The organism is Mesorhizobium sp. M0598, assembly GCF_040320865.1.
Lineage (GTDB): Bacteria > Pseudomonadota > Alphaproteobacteria > Rhizobiales > Rhizobiaceae > Mesorhizobium.
In genome coordinates, this window is sequence record NZ_JAMYQL010000033.1 from 58900 (window position 1) to 72504 (window position 13605).

At 58.7% G+C, this 13605-nt stretch carries 15 protein-coding genes and 2 pseudogenes; 13 read left to right on the forward strand and 4 right to left on the reverse strand.

Annotation, left to right across the window (positions count from 1 at the left end):
• Positions 1-16: 16 nt before the first annotated feature.
• Together NKI59_RS28485 and NKI59_RS28490 are read right to left on the reverse strand one after the other, a co-directional pair.
• Positions 17-298, reverse strand: coding sequence for a metal-sensing transcriptional repressor (locus tag NKI59_RS28485; protein WP_352623682.1), 282 nt, complete (start codon positions 296-298; stop codon positions 17-19).
• A 505-nt stretch (positions 299-803) separates the two neighbouring features.
• Positions 804-1874 carry an NAD/NADP octopine/nopaline dehydrogenase family protein gene (locus NKI59_RS28490; RefSeq protein ID WP_352708052.1) on the reverse strand — a complete coding sequence of 357 codons (1071 nt, stop codon included), beginning with the start codon at positions 1872-1874 and terminating at the stop codon, positions 804-806.
• A 243-nt stretch (positions 1875-2117) separates the two neighbouring features.
• Between NKI59_RS28490 and NKI59_RS28495 the strand changes: the two genes are divergently transcribed.
• The 13 genes and pseudogenes from NKI59_RS28495 to NKI59_RS28555 all read left to right on the forward strand — a co-directional run.
• Positions 2118-3089, forward strand: coding sequence for a LysR family transcriptional regulator (locus NKI59_RS28495; protein ID WP_352642723.1), 972 nt, complete (start codon positions 2118-2120; stop codon positions 3087-3089).
• Positions 3086-4546 (forward strand): NAD(P)-binding domain-containing protein, encoded by a 1461-nt coding sequence (locus tag NKI59_RS28500; protein WP_352708054.1) that lies wholly within the window; start codon positions 3086-3088, stop codon positions 4544-4546. The genes NKI59_RS28495 and NKI59_RS28500 overlap by 4 nt, the downstream gene beginning before the upstream one ends.
• Positions 4543-5025 carry a CMD domain-containing protein gene (locus NKI59_RS28505; protein ID WP_352623676.1) on the forward strand — a complete coding sequence of 161 codons (483 nt, stop codon included), beginning with the start codon at positions 4543-4545 and terminating at the stop codon, positions 5023-5025. Before NKI59_RS28500 ends, NKI59_RS28505 begins: the two co-directional genes overlap by 4 nt.
• Positions 5022-5585, forward strand: a complete 564-nt coding sequence (locus tag NKI59_RS28510) for a peroxidase-related enzyme (protein WP_352623674.1) — start codon at positions 5022-5024, stop codon at positions 5583-5585. Before NKI59_RS28505 ends, NKI59_RS28510 begins: the two co-directional genes overlap by 4 nt.
• 54 nt (positions 5586-5639) lie before the next feature.
• Complete coding sequence (locus NKI59_RS28515; RefSeq protein ID WP_352708055.1) at positions 5640-6380, forward strand: amino acid ABC transporter ATP-binding protein; 741 nt, start codon at positions 5640-5642, stop codon at positions 6378-6380.
• Positions 6381-6404: 24 nt separating this feature from the next.
• On the forward strand, positions 6405-7232 hold the full coding sequence (locus NKI59_RS28520; RefSeq protein ID WP_352623670.1) for a transporter substrate-binding domain-containing protein: 828 nt from the start codon (positions 6405-6407) through the stop codon (positions 7230-7232).
• Between the two features lie 69 nt (positions 7233-7301).
• Entirely contained in the window at positions 7302-8018 is a 717-nt protein-coding gene (locus tag NKI59_RS28525; RefSeq protein WP_352623668.1) for an amino acid ABC transporter permease, read from the forward strand.
• An 18-nt stretch (positions 8019-8036) separates the two neighbouring features.
• Positions 8037-8729 carry an amino acid ABC transporter permease gene (locus NKI59_RS28530; RefSeq protein WP_352623666.1) on the forward strand — a complete coding sequence of 231 codons (693 nt, stop codon included), beginning with the start codon at positions 8037-8039 and terminating at the stop codon, positions 8727-8729.
• A gap of 895 nt (positions 8730-9624) precedes the next feature.
• Positions 9625-9807: a hypothetical protein gene (locus NKI59_RS28535; RefSeq protein WP_352637940.1), complete on the forward strand. Its 183-nt coding sequence runs from the start codon at positions 9625-9627 to the stop codon at positions 9805-9807.
• Between the two features lie 191 nt (positions 9808-9998).
• A complete protein-coding gene (locus tag NKI59_RS28540; RefSeq protein ID WP_352708057.1) occupies positions 9999-10445 on the forward strand; it encodes a cupin domain-containing protein in 447 nt (148 codons plus the stop codon).
• Positions 10446-10932: 487 nt separating this feature from the next.
• Positions 10933-11244: pseudogene (locus NKI59_RS28545) on the forward strand (hypothetical protein); the annotation flags it as partial.
• 76 nt (positions 11245-11320) lie between these two features.
• Positions 11321-11644, forward strand: a complete 324-nt coding sequence (locus tag NKI59_RS28550; RefSeq protein ID WP_352623662.1) for a hypothetical protein — start codon at positions 11321-11323, stop codon at positions 11642-11644.
• A gap of 251 nt (positions 11645-11895) precedes the next feature.
• A pseudogene (locus tag NKI59_RS28555) lies at positions 11896-12091 on the forward strand (ISAs1 family transposase); the annotation flags it as partial.
• A 322-nt stretch (positions 12092-12413) separates the two neighbouring features.
• On the opposite strand, the gene NKI59_RS28560 reads toward NKI59_RS28555, so the two are convergent.
• Together NKI59_RS28560 and NKI59_RS28565 are read right to left on the reverse strand one after the other, a co-directional pair.
• Positions 12414-13049 (reverse strand): SGNH/GDSL hydrolase family protein, encoded by a 636-nt coding sequence (locus tag NKI59_RS28560; RefSeq protein ID WP_352623660.1) that lies wholly within the window; start codon positions 13047-13049, stop codon positions 12414-12416.
• 130 nt (positions 13050-13179) lie between these two features.
• Positions 13180-13605: alpha/beta fold hydrolase (locus NKI59_RS28565; protein WP_352708059.1), on the reverse strand; the 426-nt coding region annotated here is incomplete at its 5' end.

Genomic DNA, 13605 nt, shown 5'->3' on the forward strand with positions numbered 1-13605 from the left:
CCTCAAAATTCCTTGCTCAAAGATATTTGGTGATGTCCTTGAACTCGTCGATCGAGCGCCTCTGCTCACGCGGGAGCGGACCCACGACATCCTCTAGGCAGTGGTTGAGATGGTCCTGGATGAGCGTCTTCTTGGCTTGGCATATGGCCTTCTCGACGGCGTGAAGCTGCTGGGCGATATCGATGCAAGGTCGGCCCGTTTCGATCATCTCTATGACGCCTCGTAGATGGCCATCGGCGCGTTTCAGACGTTTGATAATATCGGGATGTGTCTCGTGGACATGGGGGGGTCTATTCATGAGAAGGTCCTATCCCCCTGGAGAGCATCGTGTCAACGACAGGAGGCGTATTCAGCCCGCCAATGTTGCTCCGCCTTCATCAGAGCCCGCGGCTATTTTTGGTTCCCAGCGCGGTCGGCGTCAGATATAATCGCAGGACTGACTTGATAGGCGTCCGGCGAGCATCCACTCTTCGTGAGAAGGTGCTTGAAAGTGCCAAGCAAGAGCGCACGAACTGGCCGCACTTGTAGCACCAACGAACTTGGCAGGAAGGCCCGACTGAAGTGCTAAGATTTCAAAAAAGTTGGTCCGGCCTACGAGTGATATTCAGGGACAACGCGAGCTATTTGAATTTTTTGCTCGCGGCTTCCTTGAGTAGGCCCTCATATCCAAGGCTGCTCGCTGAAACTGTAACCGCCAGTAGCGGCTCGATCGGCCTCTGGCGTCGGCGACCGTCCGCCTGACTCCCCCTTGAACCCTACCTCGTGCCCGCACCTGCCCGAGTCGGCTCAGCATTTTGCGACCATTAGAATCCCTCACGCGAAAGGTTCGCGAGGTCCACGTCTGACAACCCTTCGATTCCCAAAGCAGGAAGAATATCATTATCTGCCTTGAGATCGCGACCATAAGCCGCCGACAATATGGAAACTCCAGACTCGTGGAGTATCGCCGGTTTCCCCGTTATCTTCCCCAGTAGTACGGTCGGCAGCAGTCCGAACGGAACATCCTCGAGAATATAGCGGCTTTCGATGGTTGTCGGGCCAAAGCCGCCACGGCCCTGGCGGTCCATCTCCTGGTTCATCTCCGAAACGGTTCCCAGCGGGACATGGAACGACAATGAAAAATGCTCTTTGACGGTACGAACCGCGATACCAAAATGGCTGGCGATGGCGAGCCGTTCGGCATCCAGAGCCTCGATAAGGCGGCCCACGGCAGGGGTGACGTTTCCCCCCTGGCTCCATTGCTCGGCCTTTTCCATGCGTGTCAGATTAAGAAGCGCAATTCCTAGATGATTTTGCGGATTGAGGTTGCTGAGCGCGATCGCAAGCATACCGTCGCGCTTGACGAAACGATCGCCGAACAAGGTCGCGCAAAGCTCGTGTCCTTGATCCTGATAACTGAAAGGCAGCGTCGCAACGTCAAGCTTCTGGCGGATGGTGGTGACATGGACTTCGGTTGGTCCGAGTTGGCGGCCGGTCAGTAGTGTTGTGCCCCAAACGACGATCGGCAACCTGACCTTGCGCTCCGCCAACCGCTTGGAGAGATAAAGCGCCGAGAACGAACAATGCGAACTGATGATGACCGGGATTCCATCAATGAGATGGGGGACGGCGGCATCCATCACCATCTTGTGGCCGTAAGCCGGAAGCGCAATCATCACCACGTCCGCGTTGGCGACGGCATCCTTACAATCCCTGGCAATGCGCATCGGTGCCGTCGCCGCGATGTCCCCCGTCGCTGTTAACAATTCGCCGCCAGCTAAAGCCCTGGTGCGCAGTCCCGACGGTGACCAAAGCATTGGCGAATGTCCTGATCCTGCCAAATAGGCGGCAAGGCCATAACCAATTGCTCCGGCGCCCAGAATACTCACGCGCATAATATTCCTCCTGTTGCAGGCTTTGTGGTTCGAGAATCCTTGCCGTCGTCACACATGAAAGTTTTCATCAGGAGGTTCCGCAGGCCGGAGTCGCGTCTGACGTCCTCGGCCGCTTCCCGATCGGGATTCCGGCTCTGAAGCCGGCCAAATGCACAAAGCCGTAACGAACATTAGTTTCCGCTTGACATATATCAAAAACGAATGAGACGATGTCAATCATACGGATTGCGCATGAAGGAGACCATGGAAACCCGAGACCTTCAGACGTTCCTTGCGGTTGCCGCCAGCGGCAGCATCACCAAGGCGGCTGACATGCTCGGGCGGTCCCAGCCTGCGGTGACACGCACCATTCAGGATCTCGAGGCCGAGCTTGGCTTCGAATTGCTGCATCGGATCGGTCGACGGGTGCAGTTGTCTGAAGAGGGAGTGGCCTTCGAGGAAGAAGCGCGACGCCTGCTGATGTCCTTCACCGAACTCGCAGCACGTGCCAAGATGATCGCCGCCGGCAGGGGGCGAATCCTGCAGATTGTCACAACCTCTGCGATCGGCACCGGCTTGATCCCGACGGCGCTGGCTGAGCTCCAGGGTGCGGAGCTTCCGCACGAGACGCATCTCGGGCAGTTTCTTCCCTCGATCGTCGCCCAGGAAGTGCGCAGCGGACGCGCCGAAATCGGATTTTCAAGCCTGCCGCTCGATACGCCCGGTCTGGATGTCCTGCGGCTCTATTCGGCGCCTGATGTCGCTGCCGTGCGGGAGGACGATCCGCTGGCTGAACTTGACGTGGTTCCGCTTTCGGGTTTTGCCGGGCGCCGCGTCGCCACGCTGCTCAATCCGCTGCGTTTTCAGTTGCACGTCGCTAAAGCGCTGGCGGCTCGCGGCATCGACACCGGCCCAGTGATCCGGACCAATACTGCCTATGGTGCGTTGCAGATCGTGCGTCAGACTGGGGTTGCCGCTGTCATCGATCCCCTCACGGCATACGGCGTGCCCCTGCCCGGTGTCGTTATTCGCCCTCTCGACGTAACCGTTCTCTTTTATTGGGGCGTTGTGGCTGCCGCAAACCGTCCCCTTCGCCCAGTTGCGCAGGCGTTGATGGATGCGGTCGAAGCGGTGGCTGAACGGTCAATTGCCGGTTTCAGGAAACTCGATCCAGCTTTGGCCGGCCAATTGGTCACCGATCCTGCATCGGGCACAAATCACGGAACGGGAATATGAAGCATACTCCCACTCCTGCAGGCCTTGCTGCACTGGAAGCACAGCTTGCGCAAGATCTCGACTATCTCGAGTTGCCCGCCAAGCCCTGGGTCCCACAGCGCTTGCATGACGGCGTCCCGGTCCGTGACGTCGTTGTCATTGGCGCCGGCATGTGCGGACTTGCTGCCACCGCAAAGCTGGTACTAACCGGAATCACCAATGTCGTCGCCTACGATGCTGCTCCGACCGGGCTCGAAGGGCCATGGGTAACGTTTGCCCGCATGCAAACGCTCCGGTCGCCGAAGACCCTGCACGGTCCGTCGCTCGGGCTGCCGCAATTAACCTTCCGCGCCTGGTTCACGGCGCAATGGGGCGTTGAGGCCTGGCGGTCGCTGGACAAAATCCCCAAGGGCCAGTGGATGAATTACCTAGTCTGGTACCGCAAGGTTCTCGGTCTGCCAGTGCGCAACAGCGTGCGCATGACCGGCCTCGCACCCGTTGGAGATCTGATTGCGATCGATATCGAGGGCGCGGAAACCGGCCGGGTTCTCACCCGTCGTCTCGTTCTGGCGACCGGTCGGTCCGGTCTGGGCGGTTTTGCCGTTCCCGATTTCCTCAAGGGCATCGATCGCGCCCATTGGGCTCATTCTGCCGACGACATCGATTTCGACTCGCTGAAAGGTAGGCACGTGGCCGTCATCGGCGCCGGTGCCTCTTCCATGGACAATGCCGCAACAGCCCTCGAGGGTGGCGCCGGCTCAGTCGACATGTTGATCCGCCGCAAGGAAATGCCGCGCATCAACAAGCTGACCGGCATCGGCAGCCAGGGCGTTGTACATGGCATCTATCACCTGCCCGATGCCTGGAAGTGGAAGTTCTTCGACTACACCGCCTCGGCCCAGACACCGCCGCCGCGTTCATCGACGCTCCGCGTGTCTCGCCACCCGAATGCGCGGTTCTTTCTCGACTGTGGCATAGTCGCGGTAAAGGAAGATGCCGGAGGCCTTCTGGTCGAAACCACACAAGGGCCGATGCGCTACGATTTCATGATCGCGGCAACCGGATTTTCAAACGACTTCAACGGCCGCCCGGAATTTGCAGCACTCGCGCCACGTATCCGCACTTGGTCGGATGGGCGATATACGCCCGATATGGGGCCGCCGCGCGCAGGTATGTCGGACGCGCCCGATCTCGGTCCTGCCTTCGAATTTCGCGAACGCGTCCCCGGCTCCTGCCCGATGCTAGCACATATCCACTGCTTCAACGACGCCGCCATGCTGACCCACGGCAAGGTCTCCGGCGATATCCCGGCCGTCAGTGCCGGTGCCGACCGTCTGGTCCGCGGCATTGCCGCGTCGCTGTTTGCCGAAGATGTCGAAACCCACTTCGCCAATCTGATCGCCTACGACACGCCCGAGCTTCTGGGCGACGAGTGGGTCGATTCAACACCCTTGCTACATAAGGAGGCCGCGCTGTGATCGACGCCATGGACAAGGCCGCGGGGATTTCCCCGGACGATGCTCTTTTCACCGCGCGGCGGTTTCGGGCCGAATTCGTGCAAGGGGCCGAGGAATGTCGCCTCTCCGTCCTGCAGCCGGCAAACGATCAGGGGCTGGCCCCGAACCTGCGGGTTGCTCTGGCCCGTCGCATGGCGGCTCTGAATGATGATCCCGTCCTAATGGCCGAATATGATGTGCAACTGGCCCAGCTTGGTCCGACGGAGCCGCTTCTGGCCTTGGCTCGGGGGGAAACGGATTTGAATGAACCCCTGGCGACCATCGTCCGTCATGTTGACCTGATCACCCTTACGCCGAAAAAGGCGGAGGCGAACCACATCGCCCTCCTCGCTGCGGCCGGACTGAACAATCCTCAGATCGTCGCGCTCTCCGAACTGATTGCTTTCGTAAACTTCCAGACGCGGGTTGCGACGGGCCTGCGATTGTTGAGGTCGGCATGATTTCCTCGGTGCGCCTAAAACCGCTCAATTGGCATCCCTACATCGCACCGGTCGAGCTCTCCGAGGCCACGCCGGAACAGCTCGAAGCGATGAAGGTCACGCCATCGGCCAAGAAAGTTTCGGAGTATGTGCGCACCCTTGTGCATGATCCCGAGAGCTATCTTGCCCGCACCGTCTTGTTCAACGCGATCATGTATGTCGAAGGCGGGCTTGCCCGTCCCGACCGCGAACTTGGCGCATTGGGTGCCTCGATCGTCAATGGCTGCAAATTCTGCGCCGTTGTTCACGCCCGCCGCCATGCAGAGCTGACCAAGAGCGATGACGTGGTCACCGCGCTGTACCTCGACAAACCGGAAGCGCTCGGGCCACGCGATGCGGCAATCTACAGCTTTGCCCGCCGTCTGTCGGCGGCACCGTCGGAAGCAACGGTAGACGACATCGCCTCGCTGCGATCCGTCGGCATGGATGACGCCGAGATCATCGACCTGATCCACGCCATATCGATCTTCGGCTGGGCAAACCGGCTGATGCACGTTCTCGGCCACGCGGAGAGCGGATGATGATGACCCACATGTCAAGGCAGTCCGTCCCACACTCTGAAGGGCTAACCAGAAATGCTTGAACTCAAAGATATAAGGCTGTCCTACGGAAGCACGCAGGTCCTGAACGGCGTCAATCTCTCGGTAAAGCGGGGTGACGTGGTGTCGATCATAGGCCCCAGCGGCACCGGCAAGACCACGCTGCTGAAATGCATCAACTACCTGGCCAAGCCGTCGTCAGGAACCATCGCGTTCGATCAGATTCGGATGGATTACCAGCGCGCCGACAAGACAGCTGTCCAGGCGATCCGGCTCCGGACAGCGATGGTCTTTCAGCAATTCAATGTCTTCAAGAACATGACGGTCCTCCAGAACGTGATGGATCCGCTGATCGTCGTGCAGCGCAAGTCCACGGACGAGGCGCGTGAAGTCGCGCTGCGAGAGCTTGAAAGGGTCGGCCTCTCAGCGAAGCGGGACAGCTATCCGTCCCAGCTGTCGGGCGGCCAGCTCCAACGCACCGGAATCGCGCGTGCGCTGGCGGTTCGTCCCGACGTAATGCTCTTCGATGAGCCTACGTCATCGCTGGATCCTGAACTCGTCGGTGAAGTTCTGAAGGTGATCAAGGATGTCACGTCGTCAGGGATTACTTCGCTGCTTGTGACCCACGAGATGCAATTCGCAAAGAACATCTCGAACCGGATCGTCTTCATGGATCGTGGCGTGATTGCCTCCGATGGCAGTCCAGCTGAGATCTTCGATGCGCCATCCAGCCCACGACTTGCTCAATTCCTGCAGTCCGAACTCGCATTTCAATAATCCAACAAGAAGGGAACCAAAGAAATGTCTGCAATCACATCCAGTTTTTCCCGTCGCGCTGCCCTGGCTGTTGCCGGCGGCATCGCAATTGCCCTTGCAACCGCAGGGATCAGCTATGGTCAGACCGTTCGCACGATCAAGATCGCGACGTCGGCGGAATCCAAGCCGCTGGCATGGGGCGCGATCGGCGTCGAGCCGCAAGGCTATGAGCCCGATCTTCTGAGAGCGATCAACGCAAAGCTGCCGCAGTATAAGTTCGAAATGGAAGGTGTTTCGGATATCGCGCAGGAAACCGGCCTCGCCACGGGCAAGTACGACATCGCCGTCGGTGGCTACTACAAGTCGCCTGAGCGCGCCAAGCAGTTCTTCATTCCGGAAAACCCCATGGGCGCCAGCCTGATGAAGATCTACAGCAAAAAAGGCAGCGGCATCAAGGAAATGAAGGACCTTGTCGGCAAGAGGATCGTTCCGACCACGGCCGGCGGTGGAACATACAAGTTTATTATGAACTGGCAAAAAGAAAATCCAAAATACAAGCTTGATGTTACGGCATCGAGCGCCGGTATTCCCTATCCGAACCGACTGGACGAAGTTCAGAACGGTAAATTCGACGCGCTTGTTCTGCCTTCGAATCTCGGTGAGCAGACCGTCATCGAGGAAAAGAAGCTCGATATTGTGGCGTCCGATCCGGTCTTCAGCAACAACACCTACATGCTGATTCACAGGTCGGACGAAAACAAGGTTTTAGCCGACGACGTGAACAAGGTTCTCAAGGAATTAAAAGACGATGGCACGATCGAAAAGCTCTCGCAGAAATGGTTCGGCGAGGACATCGTCAAATACATGAAGTAACAGGACCTTTCCCCAACCTTGTAGCGATAGCCAGCGGTAAGGCTGAATTGAAAGAAGGAGCGTTTCAAAGTGGATGTTTCTGCTATGATTCCCGAGCTGCTCTCGGCGTTGCCGCTGACGCTCGCCATCACCTTTACGGCCATGGTCGTCGGCTTTTGCTTGGCTCTCGTCGCGACAACACTCCGGGTTCGGAGGATACCGGTGATCAGTCACCTGACTGACCTCTACGTGTCCTATGCCCGGAGTGTTCCCGTCGTCCTGCAGTTGTTCGTCGCGTTCTACGGGCTGCCCTTGTTGGTGATCCTGTTCGGCGCCGAGGATTTTATTTCTGCAACGATCGCTGCGATGGTGGGGCTGAGCCTCTATCATGGAGGGTATCTGTCGGAAGTCATGCGACCTGCATACCTGGCCGTCGATCGCGGCCAGCATGATGCGGCCGACAGTCTGGGATATACCTTCCGACAGAAGATCACCCGCGTAGTCGGACCGCAAGCGGTGCACTTCGCATTGCCGGGCTATGGAAACTCCATCATCTACCTGATCCATAACGTTGCGCTGGTCATGTACATCGGGGCTGCGGACGTGATGGCGACCGCGCACTTGATCATGGAGCGCGACTATAACCAGTACCAGTTCGAAACGTACCTCGTGCTGGCGGTTATCTATTCGCTGATGTGCCTTGTCGCGTGGCTCGTCGTGCGCTTCTTCGAGCTCCGCTCACCGATGCAAGCGCCAGAGACGACGACAACAGCTCAGATCAAGAACGCGGCCGTCGCGAGCGTGTGACGTAGGGGTAATCCGACCATGTTTGATACCGATATTATGCTCCAGGACTCGCAGGAAATTCTGGGCGCCGTACCCGTGACGCTCGGCATGGCTTTCACGATTTTCATCCTGTCCACGATTGTCGGCAGCCTTTTTGCGCTCGTCGAACATAGGCGGATCCCCGTGCTGCGAGAGCTCATCATGGCCTACAAGGTCGTCTTCAAGGGCGTTCCGATGGTGATCGTGATTTTCCTCGCCTATTTCGGTCTGCCCCCGGCACTCCAGTTCCTGCTCTCGTTGCTCGGGATCAACTTCAACGCCCACGAAACGCCCAACTGGGTAATCCTTGTCATTGCAGTCACCGGTTGTGTTGCGGCGTTCCAAGCGGAGATCATCAAAGGAGCCCTCAACGCCTTCGATACCGGTCAGTCGGACGCCGCCCATTCGCTGGGCTATACAAGCGGCCAACTGTTCCGACGGATCCTATTTCCCCAGGTGGCCCTCACCGCAATTCCAGACCTGACAACCTCGATGATGGTGATCATGAAGGCGCTTTCCCTCGGGTTCGCCATCGAGGTTGTCGACATCTTCGCCCAGTCCCAGTTGACCGCCGCGCTGAATTACTACTACCTCGAAGCGTTCGTGATTGCCGTCGTGATCTACATGGTGATTGCCTATATCGTCACACAGATCGCCGACAGACTGGAGCAAGCCCTTAGGGTGCGGACATGAACGAAGGCTCGTCGGCACCCTCGAACAGCCCTTTCATGCTCGATAGCGGCTCCGCCGCCCGTACAAATTTTTTCAGATGGCGCGCCACCAATGTGGCGGTTCAATTTCCGGTAATCGCCGGCGGCGTCAGGCACGAGAGACAGTTCCTCAGCTAGAGAAGGTGGGATGTCGGTTCCTCTCCCTCCGGGGTCCCAGTGGCCATCACTAGACATTTTGAGATTTGCGGTTCGAGCCGCTTCATCGGCATGAGCGGTCACGGAGTACATCATCATGGCAAATCAACACAGCCAGCATCCTCGCCCCTCGTTCGGTCGAAAGCTGGGTGGAACAATCAGGGTGCGCAACTTGTCATCACTGATATTGCCGCTTCACCCCAGCTTTGAGCGTGCGCCCTTCGGCCTATGCGTGGTTCACCGTTTTTTTACTTTATATTAGCGTACATTCATAAACGGACATGTTGGTGTAGCTTGTACCTGCCCAAAGCCCCGGCGCAACGACCCAGCGCCGGGGCTTTTTTGTCCGCCTGGTAATCCGCGTGTTTGGGCGGCACCGCGGTGCGAAGCGCGAGTGCGGAGGAACTTGCTGGCACTCCGCCAATTATCTGCATATCCCAAACAGCACAAGTCGAACCGCCCCTTCTCTCCCAGGACAGCCCGGACAGGAGCGTGAACTGCGCAGTCGCCCTCGAAGGTGCGTACGCCGCTCTGGTGTCCTCTTGCATCGAGCAAGGCTGGACGGCTGAAGAGACTGCCACCGCACTTTTCAACCTCGCCAAGGAACGAGCCTAGCTGTGCGTGTTTCGGCATTTCGACGTCGCGGTGTCGGATTATTTGCATGCAAACCAGTTTTACGACGCTATCCTCCCATCCTCAACGGAAGATTCTGGGAGGAATGCATGGCTGCGCATGAGCAACATGCCGTTGAAATCATTAGGGACAAAGAGTGGTCGGTTCGCGTGACGGTCAACGGCACCACCACCACGGTCGCTTTTACATCTGAGAGCTACGCGCGTTCGTTTGCAGACGGTCAGGCGTTCCGACTGGGCGTTCAGGTCGCGGAGATCAAGAAGGCGGCCTAGCTGCGCGCTTGCCCAAAAGCCCCACAGCGATTGAACCTCGACTCACCAAAGCCAAATTAGCCGTTGCGCGGCAAGCGAATAGAAGCGCACGCCCCGGTGCTCGGGAAGCTATTCTTAACCGCGTCCGAAGCAACGGCTTTGGGTGTCTGATATCATGCAGTACGGTGACCACGTCAAACAACTTATGGGGCATGATCAGCATGGGTCCGGTTATCGATTCTAACAATCTGCCTCGCTCCAAGGTTTGGGGTGAGAGCGACCCCGCTGTGCGTTGGCAGGGTGCCTTCGCCCGTTTTGGCGGGAACGGATCAACGGCTTCTTCGACAATTGTATATGAGATCGAGCCAGGGGGTCGCCTGGGCTGGCATACTGACGCCACTGAGGAAACCCAATACATAATTGCAGGCACCGGCCTGCTGTACTGCGAGGATGGTACCACTCACCCCGTCGCGCCCGGTAGCGTGTTTGTGTTGCCCACACCATTTCGCCACGATCTTGAGAATACCGGGACCGAAACGCTCCGCGCCGTGGCTTTCTTTGCGGCAGCGATGTTCACGCAGAGCTTCGACCAGGTGATGCTGCCGCCGAGAACCCACGTCCTTGGCACACCGAACCGCGACGGGCAGATCGCCTACTGAGAAGCAAGTCAGAAAAACACAAAGGGCGCCAGCGGCCCGAATGACCGGTAGCTTCGGCACTAAGAAATGGCCTTCGAGGGTCTGGACGCGGAGATGAAGGCCACCTTTGCTGCGCCCCGCTCAGCATAGTGCTCCGGCACTCGGAACGACGCGACGTCTCAAATGCTCAGGGCGAAAAAGGCGCATGATACGAACAGACCGAAGCTGCGGCTCTTCAATGAGGAGCCCCGACACTGTTCGTCACGCTGCCGTCCCGCCGCTCCCACCTGATCTCGACTAGGGCGGCGGAACGGACGGTGCCAGCCCTTGCCCTACAGGCCCGCACCTCTCCCATGCGCTCTGAACGGATCAAACCGAAGCGCCATAACATCTGAACATAGACCGATTGGGGAGATCCCAGGGAGCGGTATGCTGAGATCGTGGCGGGGTCGAGCGGGCCATAGCTGGGAACCTTACCTGGATTGCGATATTTGCCTGCTCCTAGCGCGTGCACGGGTTGAAGTTCGTTTTTCCAGCGAAGCCTGGAGCAATGCAGCGCGGAATCCCGACCGCTTTTGCGGCGCCCATCCTAAAGAACGTGCTAATAAGCGCTGGCAGCTACATCTATGTGTGGCCTTATGCCAGCGGCCGCGACATGGGACAATCGGTGACGCCGATGTTTAAAAGCGTTCCTGAAGCCGTTCAAAGGGATGATCGGCTGTATGAGTATCTTGCCCTTGCGGACGCAATAAGACTCGGAAACCAGCGCGAGGCTGCCCTCGCGGCGGAGCGTCTTGCGGAAAGGCTCGCGCAGAAATGACCAGCATCCAAGGCCAGCTACTAGCAATGCTAAGGGCTGTCGCGGAAGCTCTAGGCGATGACCTGCGCAAGCTCTTGTGTTCGTCGGCGGATGTACGACCGCTCTTTTCATCACCGATGCCATCACGCTCGAGGATGTCAGGGCGACTGACGACGTCGACCTAATTGTCGATCTGGCCGGCTTTTCGGAATGGGCGCAGCTCCTGGAACGGCTTCGAGAGCGGGGTTTCTCGGAGTCACCCAACGACAGTGTCATTTGCCGAACGCATCTTGGCCGGATCAAAGTCGACTTCATGCCGGACGATCCCAAAATCCTCGGATTCAGCAATCGTTGGTATGAAGCGGGTATTGAGACGGCGGTCGATTGTCCGTTGGACGATAAGCTCATCTCCGTCGCCTGACACCGGCACTCTTCGTCGCGACGAAGCTGGAGGCATACCTTGGCAGAGGTGGAAAGGATCTGCTTTCTAGCCGGGATGCCGAGGACATACTCTTGATCGTCGACGGCCGAGAAGAGTTGGTTGCTGAGCTGGGAGGCGCGGAAGACGAGGTCCGTACTCGGCGACCAGTTCAAAGACATGCTTGCAGCCCCAGATTTCGACGACTTTCTGGAAGGCAATATCAGAGGGCCCCAAGGCCGGGTCGAGATTGTGCCATCGCCACCAACGCCTCGATCACTACCGCCATTCGCAATGCCAGCGCCGACTATCTGCTCGCCGTCAAGGCCAACCAGCCGACGCTGCGTACCGAGATCGAATGCTACTTCGATGATGCCTCTGCCATTGCCTCGACAGCGTGTCGATCTCGACAAGGCCCATGGCCGCATCGAGGAACGCACTGTCACCGTCTCGTCGTCTTTCAATGAGCGGGAATTGATAGCGCACGTTCGATGTACAAGGCGACATTTCGTCGTCTGCCTCACGTCATGTAGCCAGTGCTCAGATAATGGACCACTCCCGTCCGTTTACGCAGAGGGGTAGAGGCAGGCACTCGTCCGTGAATACACCGGCCGCCCTTGGTTCGTCTCCGGATCGACCACGTGCACATGAAGCTGCGGCTCTAATCCTAAAGCCCCTGCTCGACGCGCCACAAAAGATAGTGACTGGTTGCCGTGCATCCAACCGGCCTTACCTGCGCGAGCGCTGCCTGATCAGACGAACGAGAAGCCGCTCAACCGGCGAAGACCTCCGACCGGCGCCGAGCAAAATCGTGTTCCGCCACGAGAGCCGCAATGGCTGTCGCGATCTTCGCGCCGCCACGAACGGAAGGTTCGATCGGATTGGCGAAGTCCGCATCCTCATTGCAGACCAGGCGCAGGTCAATGAGCGGCAAACCGCGGGAGAAGACCGACCGGGTGATGACGTCATTGAAGATCGTTAAGGCACTTGCGGCAATCCTGCGACGCTGCGGGTCGGGAAAGCGTGCCTCGTAGATCGTGCATATGGCCGTGGGCAGATCCCGGCTCAGCACCCCCTCGAGCATCCTCATGTAATCCTGCTCGAACTGCTCCCGGACATCGCTGATTCTGTCCAGAGCCTCGGCCACCGAACGAGCCGCCTGATCCAGAAGACCCGCATGACGAAGAGCATCATTGCCACCGACACTGACGACGAGATGGCTCGCATCCTGCGCGAGCCGTTCAAGCTGCCGCTCGACGCCGCTCGTGACAGCACCGTCGACGGCATTGAGAGTTGCACGCCACCCTTCGGGCAGGCGCTCCCGCAACTGCCACGCGACGTCAGGTCCGCCGGCAACATAAGCCGCGTTGTCGAAGATCGAATCCCCAAGAAGGACGACATGCGGCATGGGACGCTCCGTTGAGGCCTCTGCCTCTGATGCATCAGCGACGGAGGTAAGGTGGTAGGCTGTGATGGTGACGGCGAGCGTCGTCAACAGCTCGCGCCGGCTCGAACCGCCTGCAGAACCGTATCGCATCTCAGCCCTCCAGGAACGCCAGAAGCGCCGCATTCACCGCGTTGCTTTCTTCGCGTTGAACCCAATGCGTCCCCTCCTCGAAAGTCTGCAGGCGGCCATCGTCGCAAAGGGCGAGACTGCGCTTGGCCAGCCCGGATTCCAGAGTCTGGTCCTGCATCCCCCACATAACAAGAGTGGGCGTCGTGATCCGCTCCTTCAGGCTCGGGCGAAAGCGCAAGGCGCGATACCAGTTGAGCATGTTGGTCAGCGCCCCCGGCCGCTCCCAAGCCTGCCGATATTCTGCAATCTCCTCTTCTTCGAAGGCGCCTTCCCGGCTGGATGTCATGAGTGCTCGTGCGAGCAAGGCCGAGCGGCGCGCACCCAAAACGGCTTCGGGCAGCAAGGGGATCTGGAAGAAAACCGCGTAACTGCTCCGCAGAAACTGCGT